This is a genomic window from Parabacteroides sp. ASF519, assembly GCF_000364265.2.
GTDB lineage: Bacteria > Bacteroidota > Bacteroidia > Bacteroidales > Tannerellaceae > Parabacteroides > Parabacteroides goldsteinii.
The window spans coordinates 1,665,928-1,679,256 of record NZ_AQFV02000006.1; the positions used below are offsets into that span (position 1 = coordinate 1,665,928).

The window sequence follows — 13,329 nt, forward strand, 5'->3', positions numbered from 1 at the left end:
ATTATGAAAAAGAAAAACATTATTTCTTTAGCTGGTGTGGTAGCTCTGTTAATGGGGCTGGGTTTGAATCTTGAATACGCACTGGATGATTATGGATTAAAGAGTAACTCATTGAATTTATTTGTGTTGGCACAAGCTAGTAATTCGGGAGGTGGGGTAACTAATGGAGAACAGGCATCTGTTACTGCGCATTGTAAAAAGACTACAACTACAACTACAACTTCAGGAGGGTCTTCCTCTGTGAGTGGTGGTGTCTCTGCAGGAGGTTTAGGTGTTTCCGGTGGTATATCAGGTACAACTGGTAATACTAGCGGAAATACAATGACCGAAACAACGGAGAAAGAGTTTGATGCTGAGTTATTATATTGTAAGCCTCCTAGAAACTCAGTGGAAACTTGTGTGAATTTCGATCCTTGTAAGTAATGTATATTATATCGGATAAGAAATTTGCTAGCTGATTGTTAGTACTCATTATCTTATCCGATATAATTTAAATATCCATTTTTTATATTTATAATACAAATTAGTCATGCAAATAAATATATTATTGTCTTTATTAGTTTTAGTTATACTTCTTTTGTCTTGCAAAGAAAGTACTAGAAATTTTTCAAGAAAAACAGAAGGAGTTTCTCTGTTAACGAATCTTGAAAAGGCGATAGAGGTGAATATTGATTTAAATAATGATTGCTTACCATTCGATAGTTTAATGACTAAAGTCAGCTATGTGAAGTTGGAAACTACAGGTGATAATCTTATAGGAGAGATTTCTCAACTTTTGTTTGTTGATGATAAAATCATAGTAGTGGATGTCTGGAAATCTAAAATAATTACGGTTTATGATATGAAAGGTCATTATCTATATAAAATAGGATCACAGGGACAAGGTCCTCAAGAATATGCCTTTTTTACCCATGTTTCGTTAACTCCAGATAAAAAAATGCTTGTTATAACAGACATGGGTAGTACTAGCTTAAAATATTATAGTATAGATGGTCAGTTTATTAAATCGATAAAATGCCCATATTGGTTTACTACGAGTGAATTTGTAACAGATAATTTGATTGCAGGTTTTACCGATGGAGGTAATGTTATATCGGACGAAAATGAGGATTATAACCCCCTTTTGGTAGTTACAGACTTATTGGGAAATATTTCTTCATCGGCTTTTCAGAGTTATTATAGGAAGGAATATACGAGTACAATTTTCGAACCGATTCGAAAATTCGAGGATCGTGTACTGTACAATAATCCAAATACAGATTCTATTTATCTATTGACCTCCAATAGTATTGAGTTAGCTTATCATCTGAATATAAAAGGAGCTAAACCAATGATAATAAATGAAGATATAACAAATGATCTATTGAGAGAGCATCGTCGGAATAACCCATTTTTCAATGGTGATTTTATCGAATTAAAGGATGGTGCTATATTTCATATTTTTGAATCAGGATTTCCTGGTTATCGTTTTGGTATTTATTCTAATGCTAAACAGCGCACTTTTTGTTGTAATGACATTCGTTATAATCCTTTTTTCTGTTTTTTTGATGCTCCTAAAGCTCGCTATGGTGATAATACGGTAGTTGTAGATACTCGTTCGGATATTGCTCTTGCTTATAAAGATGAACTATACAAGCTTGGAAAGAAAGAGGAAATAGATGAATTTTACAAAGGCTTGACAGAAGACAGTAATCCGATCTTGTTCTTTTATGAATTAAAATTTTAGTTCTATATTCTCTGAAAATGAAAGAATGAAAAGAATATCTGTTATAGGTCTACTATTTATAATCTTATGTGTATTCTTCAGAGTTTTTGGAGGAGAGATCTGTCTTGTGCCGTCTTCGAGTATGGAGCCTGCAATTCTTATCGGAGATTGGTTGTGGATAGATAAATTGACTTATGGTGCTCGTTTGCCTGTTCGTTGGAGTGATATTCCATTAATAAATGTGTTTACATGGAACAGGACTTTATGGGAAAAAGATAGAGGAACAAATTGGGGGTATCGCAGAATAAAAGGTTTTAGAAGTCCATGCATCTCTGATATCATTGTTTTTAATAGTCCTGAAAGACCTGATATTTTGTTGGTGAAAAGGGTTGCAGGAGTTATTTCTGCCGGAGATACTATTACTTTTAATAGGGAGAATTATTCGAGTTTGAAGAAAATACTTGATAATGAGTATGTCTCTTCCTTTATGAGGAAAAATAACATCTATATAAATGGTAGGGGTGATTCCTGTTACCGGGTAAAGCAGAATTATTATTTTGTGTTAGGGGATAATTCCTCCGAATCTTACGACAGTAGATCGTTTGGTTATATTCCGGAGAGTTCTGTGGTTGGAAAGGTTGACCGTGTGTTGTTTTCGATCGATTGTGATCAGAAGGAATTTTGTAGATTTCGCTTTTTCAGATTGTTTCATCGTTTGCATTGAGATGTTTGCCCGTACTTGACATTACAACAGTCAAGTACGGGAGAGAAGGGCCTTTTGTTCATTACTTATTGTTATCGGTCGATTGATTGACAATCTTTTCCAGTAATTCCTGCATCTTCCCGATAACCGGTTCTTTTTCCAACCCATATTCCGATGCCAAGTGTTCCATTTGAGGGAAAGAAGTCCATACTTTGCCGTTCTTGTCTTCCCAAACAGAAATTTTAAGGGGTAACTCGATGGAGATGGCCGGGTTTTCCTGCATCAACTTTGTTCCTACCTTCGGAGATCCGAAGACAATAACCTGGTTCGGGCGTAAATCTAACCCTACTTCTTCTGCGTTTTTCTGATGATCGAATTTGGCGAATACCGGGATATCCATTTTCTGAAGGATTTGCTCGATCCGTCCCATCGTTTCGTCTACACTGAATTTGCTTGCCTGATTATTCATATTATTTGCTCCTTTTTGTGCCAGCACCACTCCTGCAAACAGGAGCCCTGCCAGAATAGATAAATACTTTCTCATGTTACACCTTTTATTATAGATCATTATTTTACAAAAATAGCGGAATGAGATGCTTTGTAAGATAACAGTTTTGCCTGTTGATTTGTCAATTTTCCGTATTATTTTACTACTTTGGCAGAAAATTTTTGAAATTGCATGCAGTATTCCCGCAGTCATTACATTTATATAATAAACACGCGCGGCGTTGATGGGTGAAGCAGAACTGATAAAGCAGTGTATGCGGGGTGTGAATGCAGCCCGTAAAGAACTCTACGATACTTATGCGGAACAAATGTTAAGCATTTGCTTCCGGTACACAGGAGGTATGGACGTAGCTTACGATCTGTTGCATGACGGATTCTTGAAAGTATTCTCCTCTTGCTCAAGTTTTTCGTATCGCGGAGAAGGGAGTTTGAAAGCGTGGATGAGCCGTATATTTGTAAATACGGCGTTGGAGTACCTTCGGAAAAAGGATGTCCTCAAACAAGTAGTCCCCCTTGATATTATTGCTGAAACAGAAGAAGAGCCTCCGGAGGAGATCGAACAGATCCCGACGTCGGTCCTGATGCAATTCGTCCAGGAGTTACCAACGGGATATCGCACCGTGTTTAACTTATATACATTTGAAGAACGAAGTCATAAAGAGATTGCCGAGCTTCTGCATATAAACGAACGATCATCATCGTCACAACTATGCCGGGCAAAAGCAATGCTGGTAAAGAAAGTAAACGATTACATTCAGAAACAAGCCGGAAGATGAAAATGGAAGATAAATTAATAGAGGAATACCGGAATCGGTCGGTTGAATACCGTCTGCCGTTGCCGGAGGATGGCTGGGAGAGGCTGGAAGCTGCGTTCGCTCCGGCTCCTGCTGAAGTTCGTCGCTTCCCTTATCGTTGGTTGGCGGCAGCAGTGTCTTTTTTGGCAGTTTTAGGTTCTGCTCTTTACTTTATGGGGATAGATAAAGAGATAGAGCCGGTCTTGTCGGATATCGTTCTTCCTGCGGAAAAAGTGGAGAGTCCGTCTGCTCCGGTTGTGCCAGTAGAGCCGATCAAACCGCAACCGGTAGTGAAAAAACTGGCGGCTACAGTGAAAACGGCTGAACCGCAGTTGCCAGACTTGTCGCAGGTAGTATCGGAGGTTTACATGTCTATTTCCGCTTATTTTCATGCGGAGATAGGAGAAGAGCATGCGACGGAAAGTAATTCGTACAATAACCGTTCCGTAGTGGAAAGCGGGCAGTACGAATATGTTCCGGAGAAGAGTTACGAGCCGTTACCGGTGGAACCGGCTCCTTCTGCTAAAGGATGGAGTTTTAGTTTGTATGCCGGGAATATGTTTGACCGCTATTCCTCTGCCACAGGAGGATTGCAGATGTTTAATGCGGCAACCCGTTCGGATGTAAGTGTGAATAATAACCCGGGTTCAGGGACATTTGACGACTACATGAAAGATGTGGCGTCGAATGCTCCTAACTTCGGGGATCCGGCAGACTTTACAATGTTTGAGAAGATTGCCGCTGCGAATTATCAGAAATCGACCGGAACGAAGATGAAGCACAGATATCCTTTGTCTGCCGGCCTTTCGGTTAAGAAGCGGATAAGCGACCGGTTGTCTTTGGAGAGCGGGTTGATTTATACCTTCCTTTCTTCGGAGTTGACCGCCGGTGAAGGTGATTTCTATAAACAGGAACAACGCCTGCATTATCTGGGAATACCTTTGAAGGTGAATTATACGATCTGGAAGAAAGACCGTTTGTCATTCTACGCTTCTGCCGGTGCTATGGCGGAGATGTGTGTGGATGGCAGTCTGAATACGGATTATTATCTGAATAACGTCCGTCAGCGTAAAAGTAAGACAGACCTTGATGTTGATAAAGTACAGTTTTCTGCTTTAGCAGCTCTTGGCGTACAATATGATATAGCAAAACCCGTTAGTATCTATGCCGAACCCGGTATCGCCTATTATTTTGATGATAAGAGTGTGGTTGAGACGATCCGGAAAGAGCAGCCACTCTGTGCATCGGTACAGTTCGGCGTGAGATTTGCTTTTTGATGACTAGGTGATGTTGATTTCCTGTACAGGAAAAAAGATGAGCAGAGTTTCCGACGGGAGGCTCTGCTCTTTCTTTTATATGTGTATATCTAATATTAAGTTACGTCTATTTTTTCATCAAAATAAATTGGAGAATGCAGATGGCAACAGTAAAATAGTCCTTCATAAGATCACATTTCAGTTGTTTTAAAGCGTTGTTGATATGGTATTCAACATTTTTTGTTGAAATTTCCAGTTGATCTGCAATTTCTTTATTTCTAAGACCGCTGTATCGGCTTAGCATAAAAATCTCTCTGGTCCGCATTGGCAATTTTTCTAATGAGATTGCTATTGCCTGGTTCAGTTCCTTTGTAATAAGTATTTCCAGTGAATCATCTTCAAGGACATATATATTGCTCCTTTGATAAACGGTATATTCATTCAGATCATCTATCGGTATTGTATTCAGTTGCAGGCTTTTCAGATAGTTTACGCATTTATTACGGCCGACAACCATCAGATAAGTGATCAGGCAGGTATTATCATCCAGAATCTTTCTTTGATCCCAAAGGACCAGAAAGGTATCCTGTACAATTTCTTTTGCTGCCTCTTTGTTTATCACATAAATATTGGTAAATGCATATAAACGAGGCCAGTAAGATTTAACTATCTGTTCAAAGGCTTTTTCATTGCCATCCTTTAGTTGCTGTATCAGAAAAGATCGGCCCATAGTCCAATGGAGTTTTATCCATCAGTTCCCGAAGTGGATGGTTTATAAAAAGGAAGCGTGAGAACTGTTGATATATCTGGATCTGAGGCTCTCGACTGCCCACAACTCTGATATAAACAACAGACTCACGCTCTTTATCCTGAATACACAAGTATATAACATACCTGTCAGTGTATAACAAGGAAAAGAACATGAGCGTTTTGTTGTCTATTATCCAGAGTTGTTGAAATTGTCGAGATTTCAGATACAGGATAATATCTTTAAACGCTTATGTTTTGCTAATAAGTTGCATCCGGCAACGCTTTGCCTGTCTGCATATCATTTGCAAATATAAACAGAAGATATGAAATTCTTTAGTTTCTACTCAATTTATTGCATTTTCGTTTTCATGTGATAAAATAATAAGATCGGATTATCATCTTCCGTAAGACCATCTAATAATAATTCAGCTAACTTTGAATCGCATTTTTTGAGTATATCATTTCTAGCTCCCACAATTTTGCTGGCACTAACCGGAACAACGATTGTATTATCTCCATAATAAAACCAAGGAATATGAAAAAAGCTAAATAGTGGATTTTTGCATTTCCCATTGTTTTCATAGGTTCTATCCTCTGATTTTATATATACTCCCCATGTTAAATAATCGACATTACTCATGTAATGAAAAACAGCGACATCTTTTAAATCAATAAAATGACTATTGAAATAATCGATGTTTCTCATTTGTTCTCTAAAATCGTCATCAGTTGTTGTCTCATCGATATGTAAATGGTTACCCCCTGCTATATTAAATGCATATTTTGCTTTAAAACTATTTTTGTTAACTTCAAATATAGTATCATTGAAAGGAGGATTAAAATAAATATTTGAGCCAAATCGATGAAGGGGATACCCTGTGGAATAGTGGAATTTATTACTATAATAACTTTTGTATTGTGAATAATATACTTTTCCATTCAAATCCGTTATTATAAATGTCGGTTTATCCGGTGTGCCTGGAATTTCATTTCCTGCATCATAATATCCAATCACAAGCTGATCCGTTATAAATTCCATATTAGAGAATGTATAGGGACGATGTTCTGTTTTTGCTAAAGAAGAGCCTGTTAATTGCCCTCCATTGTCATTAAGATAAAAATATTTCAGAGTCATATTCCCTGTATCCATGATTACCACTTGAGAACTATCAGGAGTTAAGGTCACATAGCTTAAAAATGCATATTCGTCCGGGGCTTGTCCCAAGCGTGAAATTTTGTTCAAAAACCGTCCTTGTTTATCATAAACAGTGACTGTCTTTGAGTTTCCTCTGTCCACCGCAATAATATTATCTTTTGTAAATAATAAATAGTTTATATGACCAATCAGGTTCTCATCCGTAGTCTCCAGTTTTACGAAAGAAACACTATCTATCAATTCATCATAGAAATAACCTTTTCCATGAGGATTCAATTTTATTTCTTTTACATTTTCCAGTGATGGAGCAAATATAGATACTTCAGGCTGATCTTTCTCCATAATCACAGATTTATCCTTTTCTCTTTTACAAGAAAACAAAAATAATATCACTATACAAAATAGAACACAATATTTATTCATAACTTTATATATGAGTAATTCAACATTTGCAAAGTTCCGCCGATGGGGTATTTCCATCGGCGGAACTGTTAATTTTTTAATAAAATCCATCACATGGATTATAATTCACACATCTCTCAACCAAATTGCTTCCATCACACCAGTAATGTTCTCCTGTGGTAGTCTTAATTGTAGTAGTACTCCCATAAACCGTTTCAATACTACACTTTATCCCTTCTTTACGTTGATGTCCATAATCGCTTGAACTGGAACTACCTCCTCCTCCATATTGAGCCAATACCATAATTGGCAAAGAGTTAGTTTCAATACCATAATCAGCTAGTGCATACTGAACATTCATTACTAAACCTAACATTAGAACTATTGCTCCTAATGTTACAAATACTTTTTTCTTTTTCAGAACAATTATTTATTAGTTATTATTGAATGGTTCTCCATGCTTTTTTAAAGGAGAACTGTTTTCTCTATTTTTAATTTGTTTTCTAACATGACTTTTTAATGTATCTGTGTCTTTCCAGTCTTTTGTGTAGGAGAAACAGTAAGTACCTAAATAAATTAGATATAAAGCAAAACAAGCCGAAATAAGTAACCTTTTCCATTTCTCTGATAAGGCTTGAATAAAATGAAAAAAAATCCAAACTGTTAAAAAAGAAGTTCCTATGCATCCTAAATAAAGATAGCGGTCAACTACTATGGTAAAACGGGATATTGAAATTAGATGTAAGGCTACTGCAACATGTAGAACCAGAAATAAAATGGAAAACATTACAATTTTATTTTTCCTGTAAACAAATAACATTCCAGATCCTGTCAACACTATAATAGGATAAAACCATAAACGTAAAGGAATAGACTCTTCCGGTAATACAGGGAATGGATATATGTATGATAAATTTACAGGTAAAAATGATTTAACCATATATTCGAATGTTGTATAGCAGGCAAATAGAATTCGGTAATCCAACGAATAAATAAGTTCCTCTCCTTCGCTTCCTTGTGAAAGGATTGTTAGAATCCCTCCTAATAAAGACAAAGAGAAAAAAGAGATTTTTTCTACCCATAGTTCTCTATTATGAAAATCTCTGCCGACAAAATAATCTATGAGAAGTAAACAAACCGGTAATGTGACAGCATGTTCTTTTCCTAAGAACGAACAGATAAAGAAAAACAGAGTTAACAGAAAATATGTGTTTCGTCGATTTTGCACATATTTTAGATAACAAAGTAAAGACAGCAAATAAAAAAACGTATATATTAAAACTTTGGAGGCACTAAGCCATGCTACAGATTCTACATTGACCGGGTGAATTCCCCATAGTAATGCGGTGAAAAAGGCTATAATTCTAATATTATACTCAATGTAGACATTACTCTTACTCAATAGCATAATAAAGAATCGATAAACTAAACAAACATTAGCTAAATGCCAGCATAGACTGGTAAGATGAAAAAATGAAGAATCATAACCAAATAAAGTATGTAACAACAAGTAATTCAATTCATTAAAAGGAGCATATTGGCCATGGTAAAAATCAGTTAGTATATACCATAAATTATTAATATTTATTCCTCCTGTGGTGTAATGATTCATCACAACCCATTGATCATCCCATTGATACAGAAAATTATGGTTTATTACTGGGCAATATACCAATATAACTATTGATATGAGCATCAGATAAGGCCAAACAGTGTCGAATGTAGTGTTTTTTTTCATACAATATTTAAAGTTTACAAGGATTGCTTTTACAAGAGGAACAACTTTTTTGGATTTTACCCTAGCTAAAAAATGAAATATTTTTACTTTTTCATCAAAATAAATTGGAGGATGCAAATGGTTACAATGAAATAGCCTTTCAGAAGATCATTTTAATTAGTTGTAATTCGTAAAGGTCATCTATCGGTGTGAGGGGATTTTAGATAAGGTTGAGGTGTTGATTTTCTATACAGGCAAAAAGAAGAGCAGGACCTCCTGTCGGAAATCCTGCTCTTTTTTACTTTTTACTAACATGTACCCGTTGAGTGGGTGCCATATTGTCGTTGCGGTAGTTGATCTGTTCGACTACGTTTTCTGCCAGTTCGCGGAAAGCTGCTCCGGTGATCGTGTCGGGATTCAAAGCGACAGGTGTTCCGTTGTCGCCTCCTTCGCAGATACTCTGTACGATGGGGATTTGTCCTAACAGGGGAATATTCAGTTCTTCTGCCAGACGTTTGGCTCCTTCTTTTCCGAACAAGTAATATTTGTTCTCTGGAAGTTCGGCAGGAGTGAACCAGGCCATGTTTTCAACTAATCCTAAAACAGGGACATTGATCTTTTCGCCGGTAAACATGCTGATACCTTTGCGGGCATCGGCTAAGGCAACTTCCTGAGGGGTGCTGACAACGATAGCGCCTGTGATAGCCAATGTCTGTACCAGAGTCAGGTGGATGTCGCTTGTTCCCGGCGGCAGGTCGATCAGGAAATAGTCGAGATCGCCCCAGTTGGCGTCGCCGATCAGTTGCTTCAAAGCATTACTAGCCATAGCTCCGCGCCATAAAACTGCATCTTCCTTGTTTACAAAGAAACCGATTGAGAGTAGCTTTACTCCGTAGTTTTCTGCCGGTTGTATCAATTCGCGGCCGTCTACCTCTTCCATATAGGGACGGGCGTCTTCTACATTAAACATCTTAGGCTGGGAAGGACCAAAGATATCGGCATCCAGCAAACCTACCTTATAGCCGAGTCCTGCCAGGGCTACAGCCAGGTTAGCGGCAACCGTACTTTTACCTACGCCTCCTTTACCGGAAGATACGGCGATGATATTTTTAACCTGCGGAAGCAGTTTGTCCGGTTCGGGGCGTGCGGCCTGGCGTGCCAGAACTTCGATGTTTCCTTTGATGTCGACATCTTCGCCGACATAAGTCAGGATAGCTGTCTCGGCTGCCTTTACGACTGATTTGATAAACGGGTCGTTGGGTTTCTCGAAAAGGAGGGAGAAGCTCACTTTATTGCCTTCGATCCGTATGTTGTCTTCTACCATGCCCATTTCGACAAGGTCTTTTCCTGTACCCGGATAGCGCACTTTTGCAAGTGCGTCCATGATAAGTTTAGGATATATAGCCATAATATGATTGTATAATTGGTTGTCTTATTTGCCTGAAGCCAGTGCGCTCCGCTTGCTTCGGTTGAAACTGCGGTAAGGATCGAGCTCGATCTCTACGTCCGGTTCTACCAGTTCGTCTCTTTCTTCACAAACAAACTTGATGTATTTGATGTTCAGTCCGCGGTCGAGCCATTGTTGTTCGTAATAGGTTTTGATAGACAGAATATCGTCTACCAACCCTGAATGATACAGGTCGTTGTTGCTGAACAGGACTGGATAGTTGTTGGCTTTTACCATTTCACAGGTGTAAGTGTACATAAAGTTACTGTCGGTTTTGAGGTGGATGATGCCATCTCCTGACAGTATTTCGCGGTACATCTTCATGAAACGGGTGGAAGTCAGTCGTTTGTTTACCTTTTTCATTTGCGGGTCAGGGAAGGTAAGCCATATCTCGGCTACTTCGCCGGCTGCAAAGAAATGTGAGATCAGTTCGATACTGGTACGCAGGAAAGCTACGTTGGTCATTCCCGAGTCATAGGAATCCTTGGCTCCGGTCCACATACGGGCTCCTTTGATATCTACGCCGATAAAGTTCTTGTCGGGGAACAGGTGTGCCAGTCCCACCGTATATTCACCTTTACCGCAACCCAATTCGAGCACGATCGGGTTGTCATTTTTGAAAAACTCCTTATGCCAGTGTCCTTTCAATTCAAATCCTTTCTCTTGCAGAACGGCAAACGGATACTGGAAAACATGCGGATATCCCGCCATATCGTCAAACTTTGCTAACTTATTTTTTCCCATGCTGCAAAGATAATACTTTATTCAAACAATGCCGATACTGATTTTTCCCTTTCCCGTACGATCCTGTCGAATTCGTCTTCCCGTTCTTTCGGTAACCGGGCTTTTTGTATCCATTCATCACTTCCGTAGACACCGGCTTTTTCGTAATCGAACGGTTTGAACCTGATTTTCCGGATCGCTTTTTGATTCTTGAAATGGAAATCTAAGCGATAAGGGTCTTTGAATGCAGGGTCTTGTATGATAGAATGTTTGTCTTTGATGCCTTTCCAGGTATTCCAGTCGTTATCCAGGAACTTGGGAGGCATATTGTTACGCAGGTCCCAATAGCAATTGTAGTCCATATCTATGTTTGCTTTGTCCCAGGGACCTGACAGATATACTCCGTGATCCATTAGTATGATATTGGAAGTAAAGCTGAACGACTGATGTTCTTCGACCCGCGTAAATTGAAGTTGCTGATGATGATTGAAGGCGAAAATATTGTTTCGTATGTAATTCTTTTCTCCGTAATGCTGATGGAAACCTCCGCTTTTACAACCGTATACCAGATTGTTTTCCATAACGACACCGGTACTTCCCTCATCAGTATAAAGTCCCCAGCCGCCATAATCATAAGAATAAATATGATGGATTACATTATTGTGGATACGGGTTCCGGGAGAGATACCCAATGTGTAAACGGCTCCCATATCGGACAATTCTCCCCAACCGATATGATGAATATTATTGTAAGCGATCTCATTATTAACGGCGTAGCTTTTCCCATATCCCCAGACCCAGCCGACGGAAACTCCTGAATACAACAAATCGGATATTTCGTTATGAGTAACTTTGTTGTCGGAAGAATTGAAAATGGCGACACCGACCCCGCATGGAAAAACAAATCCGGTTTTCTGTATGATATTGTTATCGACTGTAATCTTTTTGGTGAGAAGGTTCGGATCGGGAGTTTCATATTCTCCGATCTTTACAGCCCCGGCTCCCAGGTCAGTCAGATAAGAATGTTCCAGATTACAGTTCGTACAGGCTTTTCTGAACCATATAGCGTAGTTTCCTGTATGTTTGATTTCACAGTTTTCAAAACGGATATTATCCGCAAAGTCGAGATGGATTGCGGCATCGACAGGGGAAGCGGCCTGAGCCGGATCATTACCGGTCTTCGGCATGACATACCCTGAATGTTCAAAAGAGAGGTTACGGAATGTGATGTTTTTGACCGGATAGCCTTTTTCTCCCTTTATTGTGAGTAGCCTGTTTAAAACCGGGGCATGGGCCGTGCTTGTTTCCATGATTTCTCCTTTACGGGGAATATAATATAAGTCGCCGGAAGGCTCCATAAACCATTCCCCTTCGGCCGTCATGGCTTGTTTGTAGTTTTCGAGGATGAAACGGCTTCCTTTTTGTATGGGGTTCCAGGGTTTCATCCCTTGTCCGTTCAGGAAAAAATAACCGGAGTCAGGTATTGCCATGGAGAGATATTTACGGGTATTATCCCATTTATGATAGCACATAACCATTACTTCGTTCAACTCTTCTTCGGAGAGACCTTGCAGGGATACCATATCTTCCGGCTTTGCCTGAATACGTTGTGTGGCATATTCTGGGGAACGCCCCGTCCCTTTATAATGAATGGTCTCATCTGCTTTTTCCACAAAGAACCATCCGGTATCGGGAGTCCGGGCCCGGGTGGCTCTGTTTCCATTGACGTACAGTTGCTCGATCTTTAATCCGTAACGGGCAACTTCATCGACGTGCGTTTTCCACCATCCTTCGGGAGTTTTCTCCCAGGAAGTGAGAGTTATTGCCCCGCTGATTACCGGCTTGTCTTTCCCTTCTCCTTCAATGACAACCGGTACGGAGGGAGATTTATCTATCCGTAGTGTTTGGTTCAATGGATAAAAACCGGATTGGATGCGGATATGAACCGTATCGTTGCCGGTAGTATTAAGTCCTTGTTTCAGGGCTTCTTCAATTGTCCCGTAAGGAGATTCAGAAGTCCCTTTTTGAATGTCGGTCGTTCCGGAAGATACATAAATCGTATTCTGTGCAATGATTGCAGATGAACAGACGGATAAAAGATATAAGAATAAATGCCTTTTCATGATTAATAGAGCTTGTCGTTAAACCTAACAAAAATAGCATTTTATT

11 protein-coding genes and 1 pseudogene are annotated in these 13,329 nt (G+C 39.1%); 5 read left to right on the forward strand and 7 right to left on the reverse strand.

The window, feature by feature from the left end; translation table 11 throughout:
* The first annotated feature begins 3 nt into the window (after positions 1 to 3).
* The 3 genes from C825_RS06510 (at position 4) to lepB (ending at position 2,429) form a co-directional block, all read left to right on the forward strand.
* The gene (locus C825_RS06510; protein WP_010801897.1) at positions 4 to 423 is read left to right on the forward strand and encodes a hypothetical protein; all 420 of its coding nucleotides are present in this window, start codon (positions 4 to 6) and stop codon (positions 421 to 423) included.
* Positions 424 to 529: 106 nt separating this feature from the next.
* The gene (locus tag C825_RS06515) at positions 530 to 1,726 is read left to right on the forward strand and encodes a DUF4934 domain-containing protein (RefSeq protein WP_010801898.1); all 1,197 of its coding nucleotides are present in this window, start codon (positions 530 to 532) and stop codon (positions 1,724 to 1,726) included.
* A gap of 25 nt (positions 1,727 to 1,751) precedes the next feature.
* Positions 1,752 to 2,429 (forward strand): signal peptidase I, encoded by a 678-nt coding sequence (gene lepB, locus C825_RS06520; RefSeq protein WP_007655091.1) that lies wholly within the window; start codon positions 1,752 to 1,754, stop codon positions 2,427 to 2,429.
* A 61-nt stretch (positions 2,430 to 2,490) separates the two neighbouring features.
* Here the strand turns inward: lepB and C825_RS06525 are convergent.
* A pseudogene (locus C825_RS06525) lies at positions 2,491 to 2,889 on the reverse strand (DUF302 domain-containing protein); the annotation flags it as partial.
* A gap of 250 nt (positions 2,890 to 3,139) precedes the next feature.
* Between C825_RS06525 and C825_RS06530 the strand changes: the two are divergent.
* Both C825_RS06530 and C825_RS06535 read left to right on the forward strand, forming a co-directional pair.
* A complete protein-coding gene (locus C825_RS06530; protein WP_007655089.1) occupies positions 3,140 to 3,691 on the forward strand; it encodes an RNA polymerase sigma factor in 552 nt (183 codons plus the stop codon).
* Positions 3,688 to 4,986 (forward strand): outer membrane beta-barrel protein, encoded by a 1,299-nt coding sequence (locus tag C825_RS06535; protein WP_044214808.1) that lies wholly within the window; start codon positions 3,688 to 3,690, stop codon positions 4,984 to 4,986. The genes C825_RS06530 and C825_RS06535 overlap by 4 nt, the downstream gene beginning before the upstream one ends.
* Before the next feature lie 106 nt (positions 4,987 to 5,092).
* On the opposite strand, the gene C825_RS06540 is transcribed toward C825_RS06535, so the two are convergent.
* From C825_RS06540 to C825_RS06565, 6 genes are all read right to left on the reverse strand, one after another.
* Positions 5,093 to 5,695, reverse strand: a complete 603-nt coding sequence (locus tag C825_RS06540) for an RNA polymerase sigma-70 factor (protein ID WP_007655087.1) — start codon at positions 5,693 to 5,695, stop codon at positions 5,093 to 5,095.
* Positions 5,696 to 6,064: 369 nt separating this feature from the next.
* Positions 6,065 to 7,213: a DUF4934 domain-containing protein gene (locus tag C825_RS06545; protein WP_228100101.1), complete on the reverse strand. Its 1,149-nt coding sequence runs from the start codon at positions 7,211 to 7,213 to the stop codon at positions 6,065 to 6,067.
* A gap of 493 nt (positions 7,214 to 7,706) precedes the next feature.
* Positions 7,707 to 9,011 (reverse strand): hypothetical protein, encoded by a 1,305-nt coding sequence (locus tag C825_RS06550; RefSeq protein ID WP_010801903.1) that lies wholly within the window; start codon positions 9,009 to 9,011, stop codon positions 7,707 to 7,709.
* A 277-nt stretch (positions 9,012 to 9,288) separates the two neighbouring features.
* Positions 9,289 to 10,398, reverse strand: a complete 1,110-nt coding sequence (locus C825_RS06555) for an Mrp/NBP35 family ATP-binding protein (protein WP_044214807.1) — start codon at positions 10,396 to 10,398, stop codon at positions 9,289 to 9,291.
* 24 nt (positions 10,399 to 10,422) lie between these two features.
* Positions 10,423 to 11,181, reverse strand: coding sequence for a tRNA (guanosine(46)-N7)-methyltransferase TrmB (gene trmB, locus C825_RS06560; protein ID WP_010801904.1), 759 nt, complete (start codon positions 11,179 to 11,181; stop codon positions 10,423 to 10,425).
* A gap of 17 nt (positions 11,182 to 11,198) precedes the next feature.
* A complete protein-coding gene (locus C825_RS06565) occupies positions 11,199 to 13,283 on the reverse strand; it encodes a right-handed parallel beta-helix repeat-containing protein (RefSeq protein ID WP_010801905.1) in 2,085 nt (694 codons plus the stop codon).
* Between the last annotated feature and the right edge of the window lie 46 nt (positions 13,284 to 13,329).

What these genes read in the sequence shown, in the direction of transcription:
- C825_RS06555 (WP_044214807.1), bottom strand. Translation starts at nt 10,398, where the DNA reads ATGGCTATATATCCTAAACTTATCATGGACGCACTTGCAAAAGTGCGC.
- C825_RS06550 (WP_010801903.1), bottom strand. Translation starts at nt 9,011, where the DNA reads ATGAAAAAAAACACTACATTCGACACTGTTTGGCCTTATCTGATGCTC.
- trmB (WP_010801904.1), bottom strand. Translation starts at nt 11,181, where the DNA reads ATGGGAAAAAATAAGTTAGCAAAGTTTGACGATATGGCGGGATATCCG.
- C825_RS06535 (WP_044214808.1), top strand. Translation starts at nt 3,688, where the DNA reads ATGAAAATGGAAGATAAATTAATAGAGGAATACCGGAATCGGTCGGTT.
- C825_RS06530 (WP_007655089.1), top strand. Translation starts at nt 3,140, where the DNA reads ATGGGTGAAGCAGAACTGATAAAGCAGTGTATGCGGGGTGTGAATGCA.
- C825_RS06565 (WP_010801905.1), bottom strand. Translation starts at nt 13,283, where the DNA reads ATGAAAAGGCATTTATTCTTATATCTTTTATCCGTCTGTTCATCTGCA.
- C825_RS06510 (WP_010801897.1), top strand. Translation starts at nt 4, where the DNA reads ATGAAAAAGAAAAACATTATTTCTTTAGCTGGTGTGGTAGCTCTGTTA.
- C825_RS06545 (WP_228100101.1), bottom strand. Translation starts at nt 7,213, where the DNA reads ATGGAGAAAGATCAGCCTGAAGTATCTATATTTGCTCCATCACTGGAA.
- C825_RS06540 (WP_007655087.1), bottom strand. Translation starts at nt 5,695, where the DNA reads ATGGGCCGATCTTTTCTGATACAGCAACTAAAGGATGGCAATGAAAAA.
- lepB (WP_007655091.1), top strand. Translation starts at nt 1,752, where the DNA reads ATGAAAAGAATATCTGTTATAGGTCTACTATTTATAATCTTATGTGTA.
- C825_RS06515 (WP_010801898.1), top strand. Translation starts at nt 530, where the DNA reads ATGCAAATAAATATATTATTGTCTTTATTAGTTTTAGTTATACTTCTT.